Source organism: Micromonospora humi (genome assembly GCF_900090105.1).
Lineage (GTDB): Bacteria > Actinomycetota > Actinomycetes > Mycobacteriales > Micromonosporaceae > Micromonospora > Micromonospora humi.
The window spans coordinates 292,624-311,689 of sequence record NZ_FMDM01000004.1 but is presented as its reverse complement, the minus strand read 5'-3'; the positions used below and the strand labels follow the sequence as shown (position 1 = coordinate 311,689).

General features: G+C 75.3%; 15 protein-coding genes. 5 read left to right on the top strand and 10 right to left on the bottom strand.

The genetic code is table 11. The features are described 5' to 3' along the window. Nucleotides 1–334: 334 nt before the first annotated feature. The 4 genes from GA0070213_RS09740 to GA0070213_RS09725 all read left to right on the top strand — a co-directional run bounded on the left by GA0070213_RS09740 (nucleotide 335) and on the right by GA0070213_RS09725 (nucleotide 5,598). Nucleotides 335–4,009 carry a sensor histidine kinase gene (locus tag GA0070213_RS09740; protein ID WP_342670495.1) on the top strand — a complete coding sequence of 1,225 codons (3,675 nt, stop codon included), beginning with the start codon at nucleotides 335–337 and terminating at the stop codon, nucleotides 4,007–4,009. A gap of 111 nt (nucleotides 4,010–4,120) precedes the next feature. After that, nucleotides 4,121–4,525 carry a roadblock/LC7 domain-containing protein gene (locus GA0070213_RS09735; protein ID WP_013283992.1) on the top strand — a complete coding sequence of 135 codons (405 nt, stop codon included), beginning with the start codon at nucleotides 4,121–4,123 and terminating at the stop codon, nucleotides 4,523–4,525. 100 nt (nucleotides 4,526–4,625) lie between these two features. Beyond that, a complete protein-coding gene (locus GA0070213_RS09730; RefSeq protein ID WP_091061496.1) occupies nucleotides 4,626–5,003 on the top strand; it encodes a DUF742 domain-containing protein in 378 nt (125 codons plus the stop codon). 1 nt (nucleotide 5,004) lies between these two features. Further along, a complete protein-coding gene (locus GA0070213_RS09725; RefSeq protein WP_091061022.1) occupies nucleotides 5,005–5,598 on the top strand; it encodes a GTP-binding protein in 594 nt (197 codons plus the stop codon). Nucleotides 5,599–5,715: 117 nt separating this feature from the next. Here GA0070213_RS09725 and GA0070213_RS09720 read toward each other — a convergent pair whose 3' ends face one another. From GA0070213_RS09720 to GA0070213_RS09710, 3 genes are all read right to left on the bottom strand, one after another. Then, nucleotides 5,716–6,936, bottom strand: coding sequence for an ABC transporter substrate-binding protein (locus GA0070213_RS09720; protein ID WP_091061018.1), 1,221 nt, complete (start codon nucleotides 6,934–6,936; stop codon nucleotides 5,716–5,718). Between the two features lie 125 nt (nucleotides 6,937–7,061). Further along, the gene (locus GA0070213_RS09715; RefSeq protein ID WP_091061015.1) at nucleotides 7,062–9,512 is read right to left on the bottom strand and encodes a transposase; all 2,451 of its coding nucleotides are present in this window, start codon (nucleotides 9,510–9,512) and stop codon (nucleotides 7,062–7,064) included. A 40-nt stretch (nucleotides 9,513–9,552) separates the two neighbouring features. Continuing rightward, nucleotides 9,553–10,551, bottom strand: coding sequence for a DNA primase (locus GA0070213_RS09710; RefSeq protein WP_091061013.1), 999 nt, complete (start codon nucleotides 10,549–10,551; stop codon nucleotides 9,553–9,555). 116 nt (nucleotides 10,552–10,667) lie between these two features. Between GA0070213_RS09710 and GA0070213_RS09705 the strand changes: the two genes are divergently transcribed. Further along, nucleotides 10,668–11,009, top strand: coding sequence for a PadR family transcriptional regulator (locus GA0070213_RS09705; protein WP_091061009.1), 342 nt, complete (start codon nucleotides 10,668–10,670; stop codon nucleotides 11,007–11,009). An 8-nt stretch (nucleotides 11,010–11,017) separates the two neighbouring features. Here GA0070213_RS09705 and GA0070213_RS09700 read toward each other — a convergent pair whose 3' ends face one another. The 7 genes from GA0070213_RS09700 to GA0070213_RS09670 form a co-directional block, all read right to left on the bottom strand. Further along, nucleotides 11,018–11,710, bottom strand: a complete 693-nt coding sequence (locus tag GA0070213_RS09700) for a permease prefix domain 1-containing protein (protein WP_091061006.1) — start codon at nucleotides 11,708–11,710, stop codon at nucleotides 11,018–11,020. Between the two features lie 59 nt (nucleotides 11,711–11,769). Further along, nucleotides 11,770–13,611 carry a thiol reductant ABC exporter subunit CydC gene (cydC, locus tag GA0070213_RS09695; protein ID WP_091061002.1) on the bottom strand — a complete coding sequence of 614 codons (1,842 nt, stop codon included), beginning with the start codon at nucleotides 13,609–13,611 and terminating at the stop codon, nucleotides 11,770–11,772. Next, a complete protein-coding gene (cydD, locus tag GA0070213_RS09690) occupies nucleotides 13,608–15,293 on the bottom strand; it encodes a thiol reductant ABC exporter subunit CydD (protein ID WP_091060999.1) in 1,686 nt (561 codons plus the stop codon). The genes cydC and cydD overlap by 4 nt, the downstream gene beginning before the upstream one ends. Beyond that, the gene (locus GA0070213_RS09685) at nucleotides 15,290–16,312 is read right to left on the bottom strand and encodes a cytochrome d ubiquinol oxidase subunit II (protein WP_091060996.1); all 1,023 of its coding nucleotides are present in this window, start codon (nucleotides 16,310–16,312) and stop codon (nucleotides 15,290–15,292) included. The genes cydD and GA0070213_RS09685 overlap by 4 nt, the downstream gene beginning before the upstream one ends. Nucleotides 16,313–16,323: 11 nt before the next feature. Further along, the gene (locus GA0070213_RS09680; protein ID WP_091060993.1) at nucleotides 16,324–17,571 is read right to left on the bottom strand and encodes a cytochrome ubiquinol oxidase subunit I; all 1,248 of its coding nucleotides are present in this window, start codon (nucleotides 17,569–17,571) and stop codon (nucleotides 16,324–16,326) included. Nucleotides 17,572–17,671: 100 nt separating this feature from the next. Then, nucleotides 17,672–18,577: a M56 family metallopeptidase gene (locus tag GA0070213_RS09675; RefSeq protein ID WP_091060989.1), complete on the bottom strand. Its 906-nt coding sequence runs from the start codon at nucleotides 18,575–18,577 to the stop codon at nucleotides 17,672–17,674. Nucleotides 18,578–18,587: 10 nt separating this feature from the next. Further along, a complete protein-coding gene (locus GA0070213_RS09670) occupies nucleotides 18,588–19,037 on the bottom strand; it encodes a BlaI/MecI/CopY family transcriptional regulator (protein WP_091060986.1) in 450 nt (149 codons plus the stop codon). Between the last annotated feature and the right edge of the window lie 29 nt (nucleotides 19,038–19,066).

Here is a 19,066-nt window from a genome sequence, read left to right as displayed (position 1 = left end):
TTCGGCGGGGACACGTAGGGTCATCGCCGTCCTTGTAGAAGTCGTCCAGGCACAACACCGGGAGTCCGGTTCGCTGTGCTATGTACGACTTTCCCGAGCCGGAGGGTCCGGCGAGGAGGACGACGCGGTGCGGATGTTCCATTACCTTCAGTGACTCCGGCCAGACGGATTGCTATCAAATTGCATCAACATCTCATCACACCTCCGGCGAGGGACAACCTGGGCTTTCTCTTTGCGAGGCGGCGTGATGGAATCTCGGAGGTCCGACCCGCCGGGTCGGTCGCTCGGCGTTGCCCTCAGGTGACGTCGGACGCGGTTTTGCGAGGGCGGTGACGTGAGCAAACGGCCAACGACGGCGGGCTCCTTCCTGTCGCGGCTGAGCCGGCCGGCGAGCCGGCTGCGCGACATGCCGATCTGGTCCAAGCTCGGTCTGATCATGATCGTGCCGACCATCGCCACGGTCGTGGTGGGCACCAGCGGTCTGGTCGAGAACCTGGAGACACTCAACAGTGCCAACCGGGCCGGCGACCTGGCCAGCCTGATCGGCTACTCGGGTGACCTGGCCGACACGATGCAGGACGAGCGGGCCGGCTCGGTGCTCTTCCTCGGCGCCAAGGAGATCCAGACCCGGGCGCAGTACCAGGAGGCCTTCAACCGGGCCAACCAGCGGGTGGACCAGGCGAAGGCGCCCTACTCGCGGCAGCGCGGCGAGCTCAACGACCTGCCGCGCAACTTCGAGGTCCGGCTGAACGAGATCGACGACCAGCTCAAGGACCTGCCCGCCACCCGCAGCCAGGTGCTGAACGGCAAGCTGAAGATCGACGACGCCAAGAAGGTGTACGACAGCCTGATCGAAGACCTCCTGTCGATCCGCGACTCGACCACCCAGCTCGCCGGCGACAACGACCTGAGCGACCGGATGCGTGCCGCCGCCGCGGTGGCCCGGCAGAAGGAATACCTGGCCCAGCGCCGGGTGGTCGTGCACCAGGCGCTCACCCAGGGGCAGTACAGTCCCGCGCTGCGCGAGCAGTTCATCGCCAGCGGCACCGCCCTGGACCAGGCACTCGCGACCTTCCGGTCCGTCGCCACCCCGGCCGACTCCGAGTTCTTCGACCAGACCGTCGAGGGGCCCGACCTGCGCAAGGCGGAGAACCTCTCCGGCTTCATGCGGGCCAACAACAGCGGCTCCATGCGGGGCGCGCCGTTCGGTCCCGACCAGTGGGACCAGGCCATGGTCGGCAACGCCAAGCTGCTCCGCACGGTCGAGTCCCGGCTGGACGGCAACGTGGTCCGGCAGGCCGACGAGCTGCGCTCGGACACCCAGCGCCAGGTGTTCCTCACGACCGGCCTGCTGCTCACCATGCTGCTGCTGGCCATCCTCTTCGCCTACCTGGTCGCCCGCTCGATGGCCCGCTCGCTGCGCGACCTGCGCCAGGGCGCCCTCTCGGTGGCCCAGTACGGCCTGCCGCAGGCGGTGGCCCGACTGCGCGACCCGCAGGTGACCGGCCAGCTCTCCCCGGTGCAGCTCGCCAACCAGATCGCCGAGCCGCTGCCGGTGCGCAGCAAGGACGAGTTCGGCCAGGTGACCGAGGCGTTCAACGCCGTCCACCTGGAAGCGGTCCGGACCGCGGCCGAGCAGGCCGCGCTCCGCGCGTCCGTCGCGACCATGTTCGTCAACCTGGCCCGCCGCTCGCAGATCCTGGTCGACCGCCTGATCGGTCACCTCGACCGGTTGGAGCGCGGCGAGGAGGACCCGGACCGGCTGGCCGAGCTGTTCCAGCTCGACCACCTGGCCACCCGGATGCGCCGGAACGACGAGAACCTGCTGGTCCTCGCCGGCGCGGACTCCACCCGCGTGCAGCGCGAGCCGGCGGCGCTGATCGACGTTCTCCGCGCCGCCCAGTCCGAGGTCGAGCACTACACCCGGATCGAGTTCGGCGTCATCGACCGCGACATCGAGGTCGCCGCGCACGCGGTCAACGACCTGGTGCACCTGGTCGCCGAGCTGTTCGACAACGCCACCGCGTTCTCCCCGCCGGACTCGCACGTCATGGTGGAGGCCCGCCGGGTCGGCGACCGCGCCTCGCTCTACGTCGAGGACCGCGGCATCGGCATCAGCGCCGACCAGCTCCACGACCTCAACGAGCGACTCGCCACGCCGCCGCAGGTGGACGTGGCGGTCTCCCGGATGATGGGTCTCGTCGTGGTCGCCCGGCTGGCGGCCCGGCACGGTGTCAAGGTCGAGCTGCGGCCCGCCGCCGACCGGGGCACCGTCGCCGACGTCACGCTGCCCACCACGGTCCTGGTGCCGCGCGCCCTCGCCGGGCGCGGGCAGCCGGCACCGGCGCTCCCGGCCGCCGGCCCGCAGCAGGGTGGCCCGGTGCCGGCCTTCGGCGCGAGCCCCGCACCCGCCTTCGGCGCCGGCCCGGCGCCGGCCTTCGGCACCGGTCCCGCACCCGCCTTCGGCGCGCTGGCCGCGCTCGGCAACGGACCGCACACCCCGCCGCCGGCACCGCACCCCGGCGCCTCCGGCAACCAGGTGACGCTCGGCGGCCGGTCCTTCGACCCGGGCCACCGCAACGGCGCCGGCACCCCGGCCAACGCCGGTCGCGCCATGCCGGCCTGGTCCGACCTGACCGGGGCCAACGCGAGTGCCGGCGACGGCTACCCGCCGCGGCCGGAGAACGGCCAGCGGGTCGACCCGCTGCCCCAGCGGCGTAACCCGGGCGACGGCGACCCGGCCGTCAGCGGCCAGCAGCCGGCGATCCCGCGGCAGCTGCCCAGCAGCCCCGAGGCGCGGCCCTACAACCCGCCGCCGGTCTCCGCCCCGCCGATCCCGCCGGTGTCGGCGCCGCCGCTGCCGCCGGTCTCCGGCGCCCCGGCCGCCGGCCACCCGTTCGCCGGCCGTCCGGTGTCGGCCGCCCCGGTCTCCGGCCACCCGGTCTCGGGCGACCCGTACCAGGGCGACCCCTACTCCGGCCGCCCGGTCTCGGGCGACGGATACTCCGGCCGCCCGGCGTCGGACGACCCCTACTCGGGCCGTCCCGTGTCAGCCGCGCCGGTCTCGGGCACTCCGCTCCCGACCCGGCCGGTGTCCGCGGCGCCGGTCTCCGGCACCCCGCTCCCGACCCGTCCGGTCTCCGGCCGGACGGCCGACGGCCACCCGGTCTCCGCACCGCCTGCCGACCAGCCGCCGTCGCGTCCGGCACCCGCGCCGCACGTGGGCGCGCCGCCGGTCTGGCCGCCGGTCGCCGCCCCGACCCCGGCTCCCGCCGTGCCGGAGCGACGGACCAGCGGCCTGGACATGACCGCCGAACTGCCGCGGGTCCCGCGTTCCGAGACCCCGTCGGCCGCGTCGCAGCAGCCCACCGCAGAGCCACCGGCCACGCCGTCGGCACCGGTCCCCGCGCCGCGGCAGGTCGCGCCGCAGCAGGCCGGTAACCGCCAGCGGTACGCGGACGAGACGATGGAACTGCCGATCTTCCGGGAGCTCGAGTCGGCCTGGTTCCGCACCCGCCGGCCAGGGCCGAACGAGGAGGCGGCGGCGCCGGCACCGACCCCGGCGGCCCCGGCGAACGGCGCCGCGACCCAGCAGTTCGCCAAGGTGGACACCGCCGGTCGGCCCGTGCCACAGGCGACACCCGCAACGACAGGTAACACACCGATGGCACAGACCCCGACGGCCGGCGGAACACCGCGGGACAGCCGGGCGGCGAACGGGAACGGCCGTCCCGCGTACGCCGGGGGGGTTGCCCACCCGGCAGCCGACGGCGCCGCAGCAGTCGTCGCCGTGGCAGACCGCGGCGGACGACGGGTGGCGGGCCGCCTCGGCGGCCACCGAGGTCCCGGTCGCGGAGACCACCCAGAAGGGCCTGCCCAAGCGGACGCCGATGGCGCAGCTCGTGCCGGGCAGCATCGACAAGCCGTCGCCGGCGGTTCAGCGGCGGACGCCGGAGGCCGTCCGGGGTCTGCTCTCGGCCTACCATCGGGGGGTCCAGCGGGGGCGTAACCACCCGACCGACAGCAACACGACCGGCCCGGAGGGCACTCCGGCCGGGCAGCAGTCCTCGCAGTCTGGCTCAGGCCCGGTGGCCGGGAGCGGGCAGAAGGAGCAACAAGGATGACTACTACGCAGGATCTCGGATGGCTGCTCGCCAACTTCGCCGACCGGGTGCCCGGCGTGGCGCACGCGGTCGCGGTCTCGGCCGACGGCCTGCTTCTCGCCTCGTCGCGTGACCTTCCGCGGGACCGCGCCGACCAGCTCGCGGCGATCGCCTCCGGCCTGGTCAGCCTGACCCAGGGCGCGGCGCGTTGCTTCGAGGGCGGGGCGGTGCTGCAGACAGTCGTCGAGATGGACAACGGTTTCCTGTTCCTGATGTCCATCTCCGACGGCTCGTCGTTCGCGGTGCTCGCGGCGCGCAGCTGCGACGTGGGCCAGGTCGGGTACGAGATGGCTCTGCTCGTCGACCGGGTGGGAGACGCCCTGACTCCGCAGCCGCGTACGGCTGTGGGGATGATGGGCTGAATGACGCGCTGGCCGGTGGGTCAGGAGCGGGAACAACAACGACAGCGACGGGTGTCACCGGGGCGAGCCGGTGTCGGGTACGAGGGAGGTGAGCGGCGACATGGTGGATCGTGACGAACCAACCGGAGCGTTGGTCCGGCCGTACGCCGTGACCCGTGGTCGTACCCGTCCTCGGCTCGACATCGCCCTGGAGGCGCTCGTCGAGACGACGGTGCGCGGCCGAGCGGTGGCCACTGGCAACGGTGGCCAAGGCCGTGAACACCAGTACATCGCCGCGTTGTGTGACGGACGTGTGCAGTCGCTCGCCGAGATCGCGGCGCGGATGCAGCTTCCGCTCGGCGTGGCCCGGGTGCTCATCGCCGACATGGCGACGGATGGCCTGGTCGCGGTCCACGAGCCGACCATTCTGGACGACTCCGACGACGCGGTGGGCACTGAATTGCTGGAGAGGGTGCTGAGTGGACTTCGCAGGCTCTGACATGTCGCACCGGCCGCCGGTGCCGAGCGGACGCGTGACGTCGGCGAAGATCGTAATCGCCGGTGGTTTCGGCGTCGGCAAGACGACGCTGGTCGGCTCGGTCTCGGAGATCACGCCGCTGACCACGGAGGCGATCATGACCTCCGCCGGCGTGGGCGTCGACGACACCCGGCAGGTGCCGGGCAAGACGACGACCACGGTGGCGATGGACTTCGGTCGTATCTCGATCGACCGTGACCTGATCCTGTACCTCTTCGGTACGCCGGGTCAGACGCGGTTCTGGTTCATGTGGGACGAGCTCGTCCGGGGAGCGATCGGCGCGGTGGTGATGGTCGACACCCGCCGGCTCGCCGACTGCTTCGCCGCCATCGACTTCTTCGAGCACCGGCGGCTGCCGTACCTGGTGGCCATCAACTGCTTCGACGGCATGCAGTACCACGACCCGCAGGACGTCCGGGACGCGCTGGCGATCTCCCGCGACGTGCCGGTGGTGCCCTGCGACGCCCGTAACCGGGAGTCGACGAAGCACGTGCTGATCTCGCTTGTCGAGTACGTGCTCACCATGCGGCGCTCGCGGGCCGTCGCGCCCGCCTGACCGACGCGCGGAAGCGCCCGGCGGCCATCGGCCACCGGGCGCTTCCTGCTGTCCGTCGCCGGACGTGATGCGCGCTCGCCCGGACCGTCCCACGGGGACGGCCCGGGCAACCGACGGTCAGGCGTACCGGGTCCAGCTGCCCTGGGACACCTGGTAGACGCCGAGCGAGTCGGCCTCCATGCCCCCGTGCCGGTCGGCGGTGAACGCGTACCCGCCCGCGATGCCCTCGCTCGTCTGGGTCTGCAGGAACGCCCGCAGCCGGCCCCGGTCGAGGCTCGTCGCCTTGCGGGCCGCCGCGGCGACAAGTTGCAGCGCGTCCGCCGCGTACGGGGCGAAGCCGACCGAGGTGCCGTGCTTCCGGGTGTAGCGGTAGTCGAAGTCCCGCCGGGCCACCAGCGCCCCGCTGGTGGCCATGAGCGCGGAACCGCCGAGGCAGGCCGGGTGCACCGCGTACGCGCCCTCGACCGCCTTCGCGTTGGCGCCGCTCAACGTGTCGTCGACGACGGCGCCGGCGTCGAAGAAGAGCGCGCCCCGGTGGCCGGCGCGGCGCAGTTCCCGCGCGGCGGTGCCGGAGTCGGGTGCGGTGCCCCACACGATGACGGCGTCCGGGTTCCCGGCGGCGACCCGCTCGGCGGCGGCGCGGAAGCTCCGACCGCCGGCCGGCAGGCGTACCGTGCGTCCCAGGTCCACGGTGCTGCTGGCGAACGCCTCCCGGAGCGCCCGTACGCCGGAGTCGCCGTGCGGCCCGTCCTCGGCCAGCAGGGCCACCCGTCCGACCCGCTGCGTCTCGAGCAGGTCCACCATTCGGCGCGCCATGTCGGTGGCGTCCGGGGTGAGCTTGAAGCTGTACGTGCGCTCGGACAGCGGCAGCACGATGCGGTCGGAGAAGCCCAGCGCGAGGAACGGTGTCTTGACCCGCTGGGCGGCCACCGCGATGGCCGTGGCGGTGTCGCCGAGGACGCCGCCGACCAGGGCGTGGGCCCCGGCGCGGGTCAACTCGGTGGCGTGCCGGCCGGCGACCTCCGGGTCGCTGCCGTTGTCCCGGAACTCCAGCCGGACGGACCGGAGCAGGTTGCCGACCGGGATACCGGACCGGTTCAGCGCCTCCGCGGTGATCTCCAGCGCCCGCCGCTGCACCACACCGAGCGCCGCACCCCGGCCGCTCAGTTCCAGGCTGACGCCGACGACCAGATTCTGGTCACCGGGTGCGCTGCTGCTGGTGCCGTCGTCGGGCCGCTGACCCTGCGGCCCGCAGCCCGCGAGCAGCAGGCTGCCGGCCGCGGCCGCGAGGACGCCCCGACGGGTGAGCATGGTGGAGTCGAATGCCGGTGTCGCCAATGGAGTCGCCTTCCCACCACGGCGAACACGCGCCGCCGCTGGTCCGCCGGGTATGTTCCCGGCCGGCCGGACCCGGCGTCAAATTATCCGGGTGTGGGCAGGAACACCAGGCCTGCGGCGTGCGGTCAGGACCGGTAGCCCGCCGAGCGGTATTCGTATTCCCGCTCGTCGTCGCGGTCGCCGGTGTCCCGGCTGAAGTCCCAGCCGCCGGCTGCCTCACGGCCCGGTCGGCCGCCCACGGCGAAGCCGCCGATCTCCTGACCGCGGCGCCACCCCCGGAAGTAGCCGGTGGTGTTCTCGGCGAGGCTGGCCGCGTTGCGGACGATCCGCAGTGGACGTTCCTCGCGAAGGGGCGATCCCGGCACCAGGTTGGCCTGCGGCACGCGCTTGGGCAGGCCGGCCTTGGTCTCCGAGCCGATCGCCGGCCGGGCCGCCTGCTCGGCGGCCTGCCAGCCGGTGTCGGCGGTGGAGGACCACTCCAGGTCGGCCTCGTCGCCGTGCCCGACGAACCAGGCGGACTTGGCCTGCGCGAAGATCAGCAGATCGCCGTCGCCCTCGTCGGAGACCGGCGGGGGCCGGTGCTCCTTCGGCGCGGGGCGTCGCTCCAGCGGAGCGGGCATCTCGACGTGGGACTGCGTCCGGGCCGCGCCGCCCCGGTCGACCAGCCGCAGCGGCGGCGTGTCCAGGCCCGGGTCGGTCGGTCGGTTCAGGCCCGGGTCGGTCGGGCGGTCCAGCCCGGCGCGCAGCGCCCGGTCGGCCAGCGGTGGCGGCTCGACCAGCCGCAGCATCGGCGGCTCCTGCGGCAGGTCGTCGGCGAGCCACGGCGGGGTGACCCGACCCGGGTCACTCGGTGCGTCCACACTCCGCCCGTACGGGTAGGCGGGCGCCTCCCGCTCCCGGTCGGCCTGGTCGTCACCGGTGTTGACCAGCGGCCAGTTGGCCCGGGAACCCGGCGGCGCGGCCTCCGGGGCGGACGGGCGCGGGTTCGGCACCGGGATACTCAGATCGGTGGCGCTGAAGCCGCCGGTGGGCGGTTCCGCCGGAGTGGTCTTCGGGCGCGGCGGGATGACCGTGCGCTGCCGCTCGGCCCGGGCCTTGTTGATCGCCGCGGTGGTCAGCGTCGGCCGGAACGGCTCGCCGGCCTCGGCCGGCGGCACCGCACCGCGCTGGGACGGGGTGATCGGGGTGATCCCGGGCGGCGGCGGGGGTGGCGCGGAGACCGGCCGGTTGGTCGGCCCGTCCACCCGCGAGGGCAGCGGGGCGCCGGTCGGTTCGGGACGGCTCGGGGGCGCGGACATCGGCCGGCCCAGTGCCGCGGCCGGGGCGACCGGGGCCATCGGGGCCATCGGGGCCGGGGCGACCGGCGGCGGCGTGACCGGGGCGGGTGCCACCGGCGGCGGGCCGAGCGGTCGGGGCGTGCTCGTCGCGGCGGGACCGGAGACCGGTTCCGGGCGGCTGCGCCGGCCACCGGGGACCGGCTCGGGTCGGCTGCGCCGGCCCACCGGTTCGGTGGCGTCGGGCTCCGGCTCGGGTCGGCTGCGCCGACCGGCCGGCTCGACGGCGGGCGCGGGCGGGGCCGGGCGCACCGGACGCAGCCCGGTGGGCGCGGTCAGTTCCTCGACCTGCTCGCCGCGGCGGGCGGCGGCTCGACGGCCGGGGGCCGGGGCGGGCGTGGCGCGCTCGGCGAGCGCGCCCACCAGCGCGTCGCAGCCGGCGTCCAAGGCCCGGACGGACGCGACGGCCTGCCGCACCGTCTCGGCGACGGCAGCGGTGAGCACCCGGTTGACGGTGGCCCGCCGGGGGGTTTCGGAGATGGCGACGCGCAGCGCGGTCACCGCCTCGGTGACGGTGTCGGCGTCCGCCAGGCCCTCGGCGGCCAGCTGCGCGGTCACCGCCTCGGTGGCCGCGCCGATCTCGCGGCCACGGCCGGCGCCGGTCAGCATGCTCGGTTCGGGCAGCGCGTCGAGCACCGCCAGGGCGACCGGTTCGGCGGGGTCGGGGTAGGCCCGCAGCGCGGCCGGGTAGACCTCGCGCAGCACCTCGCGCAGCGTCACCGCGGCCGAGTGGCGCCCGCTGGCCAGCGCCGCGTGCGCGGACAGGACCTGCTTGTAGCCGGCGAGGTCGCGCGGGGCGGGGAGGCTCACCGCGGAGAGCGCGCCGGCCTGCAGGGCCCGGGCCAGACCGACCGCGCGGCGCTCGGCCGGCGGGGACTGCATCTCCTCCAGGGAGTCGTCGTCGGCGAAGCGCTCGGCGAAGTCGTCGACCGAGTCGTCGTCCGCGATCGCGAGCGGCCGGCCGGCGGCGCTGAGCAGCGAGGTGACCGTGTGGTCGTCGCTGTCCGCGGCGATGGCCGCCCCGCTCGGCCCGCCGGACCGCTCCACCAGGAGCGCGACCAGCCGGGCGTAGCCGGCGGGCTCGTCACCGATCTCACAGACGTGCAGAAGACGGCCTGCGTCGTCGACCACAGCGGACGTCAGCGTCGTTCCGGCCGAGGCCGTTCGGTCGGCCGGATCTGCCGAGGCCAGACCGCAGTACACGCGCACGAGCGCCACGGCGTCGTCCTCCTCCCGGGACACAGGTCTTGTTCTGCCAGAGACTGATGCTCCCCGCTCCGGGTCAGTCGCGCCAGTCCACAACGGCAGAGATCTTGCCGACAATGGTGCGCCAACCCAGACTTGCGGTTTGTGCCCCGATTTTCTTCAACCGGCGGCGACCCAGGAAACCACCCACCCCGCCGTTGACGGAAGCGCGCAGCGCCTCGTCCAGATCGTCCAGGCTGGACCCGGCGGAGAGCATGTCGAGCACGGCCGGTAGCCGCAGGGCGTACGCCAGGTCACGGGCGATCTCGCCGGCCTCGATCAGCAGCGCGGGATCCCACGCGTCGTGCCCGCCGCGCAGGTTCTCCACCACCAGGTCGAGTTCGTAGGTGTCCTCGTCCAGGGGGGCGATGTCGGCCGGTTCCAGCCGTTCGGACAGTTCATTCCAACTGTCCAGCTGGGATAGGTCGTTGGGCGCACCGGAACGGATGAAAGTGACGAGTGACTCCGGCGTCTTGAACAGCAGCAGCTTGCCCTTGTGGGTGAGGAAGACCGGCACCTCCTCGTCGCCCGCGGCGTCGTCCTCGTCCGTTTCGTCGTCGTCCTCGTCGCCGGCGGCGTCCGCGTCGTCCGCGTCCGCGTCCGCGTCGGCGTCGGCCGTGCCGCGACGGGTCGTGGCGCGCTCGCCGTCCTTCTTCCCGTCCTCGTCGTCCTCGTCGGCGGAGAGGGCGGCGAACTCCTCGTCGAGGATCACCACCTCCTCGTCGTCCTCGGTCTCGACGACCTGGCGGCGGGCCAGGAAGGGGTCGTCCAGGTCGCGCTCGGCGACGTCGGTCGGGGTCAGCTCCCGCGCGGACCGGTAGGCCCGCAGCGTGTAGCCGGTGCCGGCGGGCAGGGCGATCTCCACCGGGTCGATCCGCACCTCGTCCCAGAGCGCGCGGTCGGCGGCCGGGCGGTCGACCTCGACCTCGTCTGCTTCGGCCGGCGTCTCGGTGTCGTCGAGCTCGGGCTCGTCGGCGTCGGGCCGTTGGGGCGACTGGCGGGCCACGCTGACCTCCGTGTGCGTTCGGGTGCCCACCCGGCGGCGTCGCGCCGCCGAGTGACTCTGCGCACATACCCTAGTGGGCGACCGGTTCCGGTTGGGAGCCGCACCCCGGTGGCGTCCCGGAGCCCGGACAAGTAGGCTTTCTACGCATGAAGGCGCAGGCGCTGCACGGACACCTGGACGCGCTGCTGCTGGCCGTGCTGGAGCAGGGCTCGCGGCACGGCTACGCGATCATCGAGGCGCTGCGGGCGCGCAGCGGCGGCACGCTGGACCTGCCCACCGGCACCATCTATCCGGCGCTGCGCCGGCTGGAACGCGCCGGCCTGGTGGCGAGCACCTGGAGCACGGTCAACGGCCGGGAACGGCGCACCTACCAACTCACCGAGGCCGGTGGCCGGGCGCTCGCCGGGGAACGGGCCGGCTGGCGCGAGTTCAGCGCCACCGTCGGCCGCTTCCTCGGCGCGGACGAGCCGCCGACGGCGCCGGCCTGACCCGTTCCTCACCGCCGGGCCAACCGGGCGCCGCGCGCGCTCAGCAGCCACCAGCGGGCCGAGCGGGCCAGGGCGAACCAGGCCGCCGACACCACCACCGCTCCGATGATCATCGGAGGCCAGGTGAGCGCGGCGTCCCACAGCCGGACCGACCAGCCGAACAACGCGCCGCCGGCGAGCGCGCCGACCAGCAGGCCGCCGGTCAGCCCGAAACCGACCACCCGGGCCGACCGGAGGACACCGGCCGACGCCCGCCGGGCGGCCAGCGCGCCGAGCAGCAGCCCGGCCAGCGCCAACCCGCCGACCACCGCCCAGATGCCGTTCAGCGCGGCGGAGAGCAGCAGGTAGCCCGACGGCGGGCGCGGCCCGGCGCTCCAGCTCGACCCCTGCCAGGTCAGGTCCCCGGCGGCGATGAGCACTCCCGCCACCGCGAGCGTGCGCAGCGCCAGCCCGCGCAACGCGCCGGCGGCCAGCTCGGCCTGGAAGCCGGGCGCGAGTTGGGCGACGCTGCCGAACTCGGCCACCGCCCGCCGCTCGGCCTCGGCCCGGGGCAGGCCGCCGTCCCGGTACGCCTCGGCGGCGTCCTCCAGCGCGTGCCGCGCCTCGGTCAGCAGGTCGGCCTTCAACCGGGTGGGCCCGTGCAGCCGACCGGACAGCTCGCGCAGCCGGTCCTCGACCCGTGCCTCCTGATCCACGCGCATGGCACCAGCCTGCCACCGTCGGGCCACGGGCCGCGTCGGGGAAATCCCCTACCGCCGGCTCAGGGGGCGAGCGACAGGTAGCCGCGCTCGGCCGCCTCCTGGCGCAGCCACTGCTCCCGGTACCAGCCGGGTCGCGCCACCAGCTCGTCGTGCCGGCCGCGCTGCGCCACCCCGCCGTCCTCCAGCACCACGACCTCGTCCAGCCCGGCCAGCCCGCTGAGCCGGTGGCTGATCAGCAGCACCGAGTGCCCGGCCGGGGTGGCGGCGAGCGCGGACGCGAGCACCGCGTCGGCCGCCGCCGGGTCGAGGCCCTCGGTCGGCTCGTCCAGCACCAGCACCGGCGGGGCGGCCAGCAGCGCCCGGGCCAGTGCGAGCCGCTGCCGCTGCCCGCCGGAGAGCTGCCCGCCCTGCTCGCCGACCACGGTGTCCCAGCCGTCGGGCTGGTCGTGTACCCAGTCCAGCAGCCCGGCCGCCCGGGTCGCGTCGGCCAGCTCCGCCGCACCGGCGTCCGGCCGGCCGAGCAGCAGGTTCTCCCGCACCGTGGCGTGGAAGACGTACGCCTCGGCGAGCAGGCCGCCGACCAGCCGGGGCAGGTCGTCGGCCGGGTGGTCGGAGACCGGCGTGCCGCCGACGGTGACCCGGCCCTCGGTGGGGACCACCGCGCCGGTGAGCACCCCGGCGACAGTGCTCTTGCCGGCCCCGCTCGGCCCGACCACGGCCACCCGCCGGCCGGCCGGCAGGTCGAGGTCGAACCCGGCCAACGCCGGCGCGGCACCGGCCCGGTAGCGGACCGTCACGCCCTCGAACCGCACGTCGTGGCCGCCGGACGCGGGCGGCGCGGCGGTGGCCGGCGCCGGCGCCGCGGGCTCGGTCAGCAGGTCGGCCACCCGGGCCAGCCCGGCCCGGAGCTGGGTGCGTTGCCGGGCGGCGGCGACCAGGGCGAGGGCCACCTCGACGGCGGCCAGCGTGCCCACCGCGAGCACACCGACCAGCACCCCACGCACGTCGGCGCGCAGCGCCACGACCACCACCGCGGCGGCGGTGAGGCCGCCCACCAGCACACCGGCCGCGTCCACCGCGAAGCCGGTCGCGGCGAGCCGGCGCTCCAACCGGGCCAGCCGCCCGGCCCGCCCCCGCGCGGCGGCCAGCGCGGCGTCGGTCGCCCCGAAGGCGGCCAGGTCGGCGGCGCCGTGGGTGAGGTCGACCGCGTCCACCGCGAGCGCGCCCCGCAACGGGGCCACCTCGTCGGCGGCCCGGCGGGTCAGCCGGGTGGCCAGCGCGGGCAGCGCCACCCCGGCCAGCAGCAGGCCGACCGCGAGGACGCCGGCGGCCGGCGGCGAGATCAGCGCCGCGCCCCCGACCGCGAGCACGCTGACCAGGGCCGCCGCCGCCCCCGGCACCAGCACGCGCAGGAGCAGGTCCTGGGCCGCCTCCACGTCGGAGACCAGGCGGCTGAGCGCGTCACCGGTACGCCGGTCGGCGCCGTCGCGCCGGACGGCGAGCGTGGCGAAGACCCGTGCCCGTACGTCGGTGATCATGCGGAGCACGGCGTCGTGCCCGGCGAGCCGCTCGGTGTAGCGGAACACGCCCCGACCGACGGCCAGCGCCCGCACCGCGACGATCGCCACGGTCAGCCGGTCGAGCGGCGGGCGGCCGGCGGCGCTCATCAGCAGCCAGGTGGCGGTCGCCATCAGCGCCAGCCCGGCGAACTCGGTCGCGGCGGCGAGCAGCCCCGCGCCCAGCAGCCGGCCCAGGTAGGGCCGGGCCAGGCGCAGCACGGCGCGCTCGGCACCCGGACGGGGCGGTGCCGGTGGCTCCGGCGCGCCCGACGCCTGCACCGGGACCCCGGTCGGGCCGGCGGGCTCGCGGCCCACCGGCGTCACGCCGTCGCCCGCGGTCATCGGATCACCGCCGGGCCGGTGGCGGTCGGGCGCAGCTCGGTGACCCGGCCGTCGTCGACGCGCAGGATCCGGTCGGCGTCGGCCAGCAGCGCCGGCCGGTGCGCGACCAGCAGCGCGGTCCGCCCGGCGACCAGCCGTCGGGTGGCGGTCAGCACGACCGCCTCGCTGGCGCTGTCCAGCCGGGCGGTCGGCTCGTCGAGGAGCACCAGCGGGGCGTCCCGGAGGAACGCCCGGGCCAGCGCGACGCGTTGGCGTTGCCCGCTGGAGAGGCCGTGGCCGCGTTCGCCGAGCCGGGTGTCGAGCCCGGCCGGCAGCGCGTCGACCACCTCGTCCAGCGCGGCGGCGGCGACCGCGGCGGTCAGCACGGCGTCTGTGGCGTCGGCGGCCGGCGCGCCGAGACGGATGTTGTCGGCGAGCGACCCGGCGAACAGGTGTGCCCGCTGCGGCACCCAGGCCAGCTCGCGCCGCCAGGCGTCCAGGTCGACGCCGGCCAGGTCGACGCCGTCCACGGTGACCCGCCCGGCGGTCGGTGCGACGAAACCGAGGAGCAGGTTGAGCAGCGTGCTCTTGCCCGCGCCGCTGGGACCGATGACGGCCACCCGGTCGCCGGGGCGGATGGTCAGGTTGACGTCGCGCAGCGCGGTCGTCCGGTCGTACGCGACGGTCACGCCCTCGAAGCGGATCTCGCCGCGGCCGGTCGGCGCCGTGCGCCCGGCGGCCGGCGGGGCCGGTTCGGTGGTCGCGGACAGCGTGAGTGCCTCGTCCAGCGCGGTGAGCCCCTCCATGCTGGCGTGGAACCGGCTGCCGGCGGCCCGCAACGGCAGGTACGCCTCCGGTGTGAGCAGCAGCACCAGCAGCGCGGTGGAGAGCGTGATCCCGCCGCCGAGCAGGCGGATGCCGACCGGCACCGCGACCAGCGCCACGGAGAGCGTGGCGACCAGTTCCAGGACCAGCGCGGACAGGAACGCGATCCGCAGCGTCCGCATGGTGGCCTCGCGGTGGCCGTCGGCCATCCGGCGCACCACGTCCACCTGGGCCCGGGCCCGGCCGAACGCGCGCAGCGTGGGCAGCCCGGCGACCATGTCGAGGAAGTGCCCGCCGAGCAGCGACAGCCGCCGCCACTGGCGCTCGGTGGCGGCCTGCGCCTGCCAGCCGAGCAGCGCCCCGAAGATCGGGATGAGCGGGATGGTGAGCGCGATGATCAGCGCCGAACTCCAGTCGGCGAACACGATCCGGGCCAGCACCGCCGCCGGCACCGTCACGCTCAGCACGAGCTGCGGCAGGTAGCCGGTGAAGTAGGGGTCGAGCGCGTCCAGGCCACGACCGGCGAGCGTGGCGAGCTGCCCGGCCCGCCGGCCGGCGACCCAGGTGGGACCGTGCCGGCCGACCGCGCGCAGCAGGTCCGCCCGCAGCGCCGCCTTGACCGTGGCGGCGGCCCGCGCCGCCACCGTGCCCTGCGCCCAGCTCACCAGTGCCCGGGCGGTGACCGCCGCGAGGAGACCGGCGAGCGCCGGCCGGTGCAGCCGCCCGTCGATCGCGGTGGCCAGCACCGTGGCCAGCGCGGTGGCCTGGGCCACCACCAGCAGCGCGGTCAGCCCGCCCAGGAGTGCGAGCACGGCGAGGTCGCGCCGGGCCGCGGGGACCCGACGCAGCAGACGCGGGTCGAACGGGCGGCGGTTCACCAGTACACCGGTGCCCTGCCGTCGATCCGTCCCCGGAACACCCACCAGCACATCGCCTGAAAGCCTAGTAGGGCCGGCAGGAGCGGCAGCACGAGCCAGCCCAGCAGTGCCAGCGTCGGTCGGCTCGCGGCCGCCTCGGCGACGGTCAGCGACGTCGCCGGGTCGGTGGTGGAGACCAGGATCCGGGGCCACAGCGCGGCGCCGACCAGCGGCACGGGCAGCGCCAGCGCCGTCGCGGTGGCGGCGAAGGCCACCCCGGCCCGACCGCGGCGCAGCGCCGCGCCGGCCACCAACAGCGCCGCCACCAGCGCCAACGGCAGGAGTACGGCGATCGCCGGTCGCGCCACGGCGGCGCGTACCCGGTCGGAGAGCAGGCCCAGGACGGTGGCCGCGGCGACCGCGGTGAGCGCGGCGGGCACCAGGCCGCGGGCCAGCCGGGCGAGCGCCGGCGCGTCGGTGGCCGGCAGCCGCAGCGTGAGGAAGGTCGCACCGTGCAGCGCGACCAGCGCGACCAGTGTCAGCCCGGCGGCGGCCACGAACGGGGTGGCCACGTGGCCGACGCCCGCGACGTGCCCGTCGGCGGTGAGCGGCACGCCCTGGAGCAGGCCGCCGAGCAGGGCGCCCCAGCCCAGCGCCGCGAGCACGCTGCCGACCACCACGAGCCGGTCCCAGCCGGCCCGGGCCGCCTCGCCGCCGGCCCGGCCGCGCAACTGCACGCCGGCGGTCACCAGCACCACCCCGGCCAGCGCGCCGAGCACGACCGGGTAGAAGCCGGAGAGCAGCTCGCCCTCCAGGGTGGGGAACGCGCCGAACAGGATGCCGACGGCGGCCACCAGCCAGACCTCGTTGCCGAGGAAGAACGGGCCGACGGCGGTCAGCGCGACCCGGCGGGCGAGCGCGTCGCCCGGTCCGGTGCCGGCGCGCCGGGCCAGCAGCAGGCCGACGCCGTAGTCGTAGCCGCCGAGCACCAGGTAGGTGGCGAAGAAGAGGCCGAGCAGGGCGTACCAGGCGAGTTCCACGGTGGGCTCCCTCAGGCGAACACGGGCTGGTGGTGGTCGTCGGGGTCGGGCGCGGGTGGGCGGCCGAGCAGCGGGTCGACCGCGCCGCGCGCGGCGTGCCGGGCCAGCAGCACCCAGTTGGCGACGGTGAGCGCGCCGAGCAGCAGGGTGAACCCGATCAGCGAGGTGAGCATCAGCCCGGGCGGGACCGGGGAGACGGCCTGTGCGGTGGGCAGCAGCCCGTACGCCGCCCAGGGCTGTCGGCCCACCTCGCGGGCGATCCAGCCCAGCAGCACCGCCACGAACGGCAGCGGCAGGCCGAGCAGGACCAGCCAGAGCGGGAACCTCAGCCGGATGATCCAGTCGCGCCAGAGCAGCGGCAGCAGGAGCCAGACGCAGCCCAGCGCGAAGCCGATCAGGATCATGAAGCCGAGGCCGACGCTGGACAGCACCGGCGGGTCCCAGTCGCCGGGGCCGTACCGGGTGGTCCAGTCGGCGACCGTCGCGTCCCGGTCCGGGCCGCCGCCGAACTTGGTCGGCTGGAGTTGCCCGACCGGGCCGAACTGGGCGAAGCCGAAGCCCTGCACGGCACTCACCGCGAGCGCCGCGGTGACCAGCCCGAGCCGCAGCGAGGTGCGGAAGAGCCGGAAGTCGGGCGTGCGGCGCAGCAGGTGCCAGGCGCTGACCGCGGCCATCAGCAGGCCGCCGGTGACCAGGCTGGCGGACACCACGTGCCCGAACGCGAATCCGAATGTGGGGTTGGTGACCAGCGCGCCGAAGTCGGTGAGGTGGGCGACGCCGTCGCGCACCTCGTAGCCGACCGGGTGCTGGAGCCAGGCGTTGGCCACCATGATCCAGAACGCCGAGGCGTACGCGGTGATCGCGACCCCCCAGAGCAGCAACAGGTGTACGCCGCGCCGGAGCCGGTGCCAGCCGAAGATCCACATGCCGAGGAACGTGGACTCCAGGAAGAACGCCACGAGTGTCTCGATGGCCAGCGGCGCACCGAACACGTTGCCGACGTAGCGCGACAGGCCGCTCCAGTTCAGCCCGAACTGGAACTCCATCACGATCCCGGTGGCGATGCCGAGCACGTAGTTGATCACGTAGAGCTGGCCCCAGAACCGGGTCAGCCGCTCGTAGACCGGCTTGCCGGTGAGGTAGCCGGCCGTCTGGAGCCCGACCAGGAGGGTGACCAGGCCGAGCGTGACCACCACGAAGAGGAAGTGGAGCGAGGTGGTGGTGGCGAACTGCAGGCGGGCGAGGAGGAGGGGATCCATGGCGGCGCTCCCACGGGTTGGATCGCTTGTCATAGCGAGCCTACACGTAGTGTCGCTACCTATCGGGCCGCGCGGACCCGGAGAAGGCCCGTAGGGGTCGTCAGCTCAGGAACAGCGAGATCGGCAACGTCACCAGCGTGGCGGCGACGGCCAGCGCGGTGGCGCCCAGCACCCGCGGCGGACGGTCCGCGACCAGCAGCCGCTGCACGCGTACGTCGAGGTCACGGTCCCCGATGCCGAGGGTGCCGGCCGGCGTGAGCCGGTGTCCGGCGGCCGCGAACCGGCGCAGCGCGCCCGCCAGCGGCTCCTCCGCGTGCAGCTCCCGGGCCTTGTCGTCGGCGCGCATCTCGACCAGCAACGCCACCCGCGCGTGCGCGTCGCGCACCCAGCCGAACCAGGGCAGCGCCCGGCACAGCGCGGTGAACGGCAGCAACACCAGGTCGTGCCGCTCCTGGGCGTGCGCCCGCTCGTGGGTGAGCACCGCCGCCAGCTCGGCCGGGTCGAGCAGGTCGACAGTGCCGGCGCTCACCACCACCCGGGGCCGCACCCCGGGCAGGCAGTAGGCCGCCGCGCTCGGATGGTCGAGCACCAGCGCGCCGGGCACCGTCGGATCGCGCCGGGCGACCAGGCTGAGCAGCTCCCGGTGCCGGCGCTGGGCGCGCACCGCGCCGTGCACCGCGCGCACGGTCGTGGTCAGCAGCACCGCGCCGATGCCGAAGCCCACCCCGACCAGGCCCAGGTGCGCCGCGCCCACGCCGGCCGGCAGCGTGCCGTGGGCCAGGTCGTCGGCGAGCGCCAGCAGCGCGCCGCCGGTCGGCCGGTCGTAGGCGGCCAGACCCACCGCCATCGGCAGGCCCATCGCGGAGAGGCCGAGCGCCAGGCCGACCGCCTGCCAGCAGACGATCGCCACCCGGGGCGCCCGCCACGTCCACCGCGCGGCGGCGAGGACCTGCGCGGTCAGCCAGCAGGCCAGGATGGTCGCGGCGAAGTGCACGGCGTACGCCACGGCGGCCGCCCTACCGGTCCGTCGCCTCGTCGAGCGCCGGCCCGGCGGGCCGCGGATCCTCGACCCGGTCGGTCAGCCCGGCGTGCGGGGCTGTTCCGGCGGCCTCGGCGCCGAGCGCGGCGCGGAGCACGTCCGCCTCCGTGCCGGTCACCGAGCGGGCGAAGCGCACCAGCGCGGCGTCCCGGCTGCCACCGAGGTCGAGGGCGTCGAGCATGAGCTGGGCGATGTGCGCCTCGCGGGTGGCGGCGGGCCGGTAACGCCAGGCCCGCCCCTCCCGCTCGCGCTGCACCATGCCCTTGCCGGCGAGCCGGTCGAGCACCGTCATGACCGTGGTGTAGGCCAACTCACGCCCGTCCAGGGCGTCGGCGACCTCGCGCACGGTCACGCCGTCCGACGTGGCGGGCACCGAGTCCCACAACACGTCCATCACCGCACGCTCAAGGTCCCCCAGCCGAGTCACCCGTCAATCCTACCCCGCGTAGTAGACCG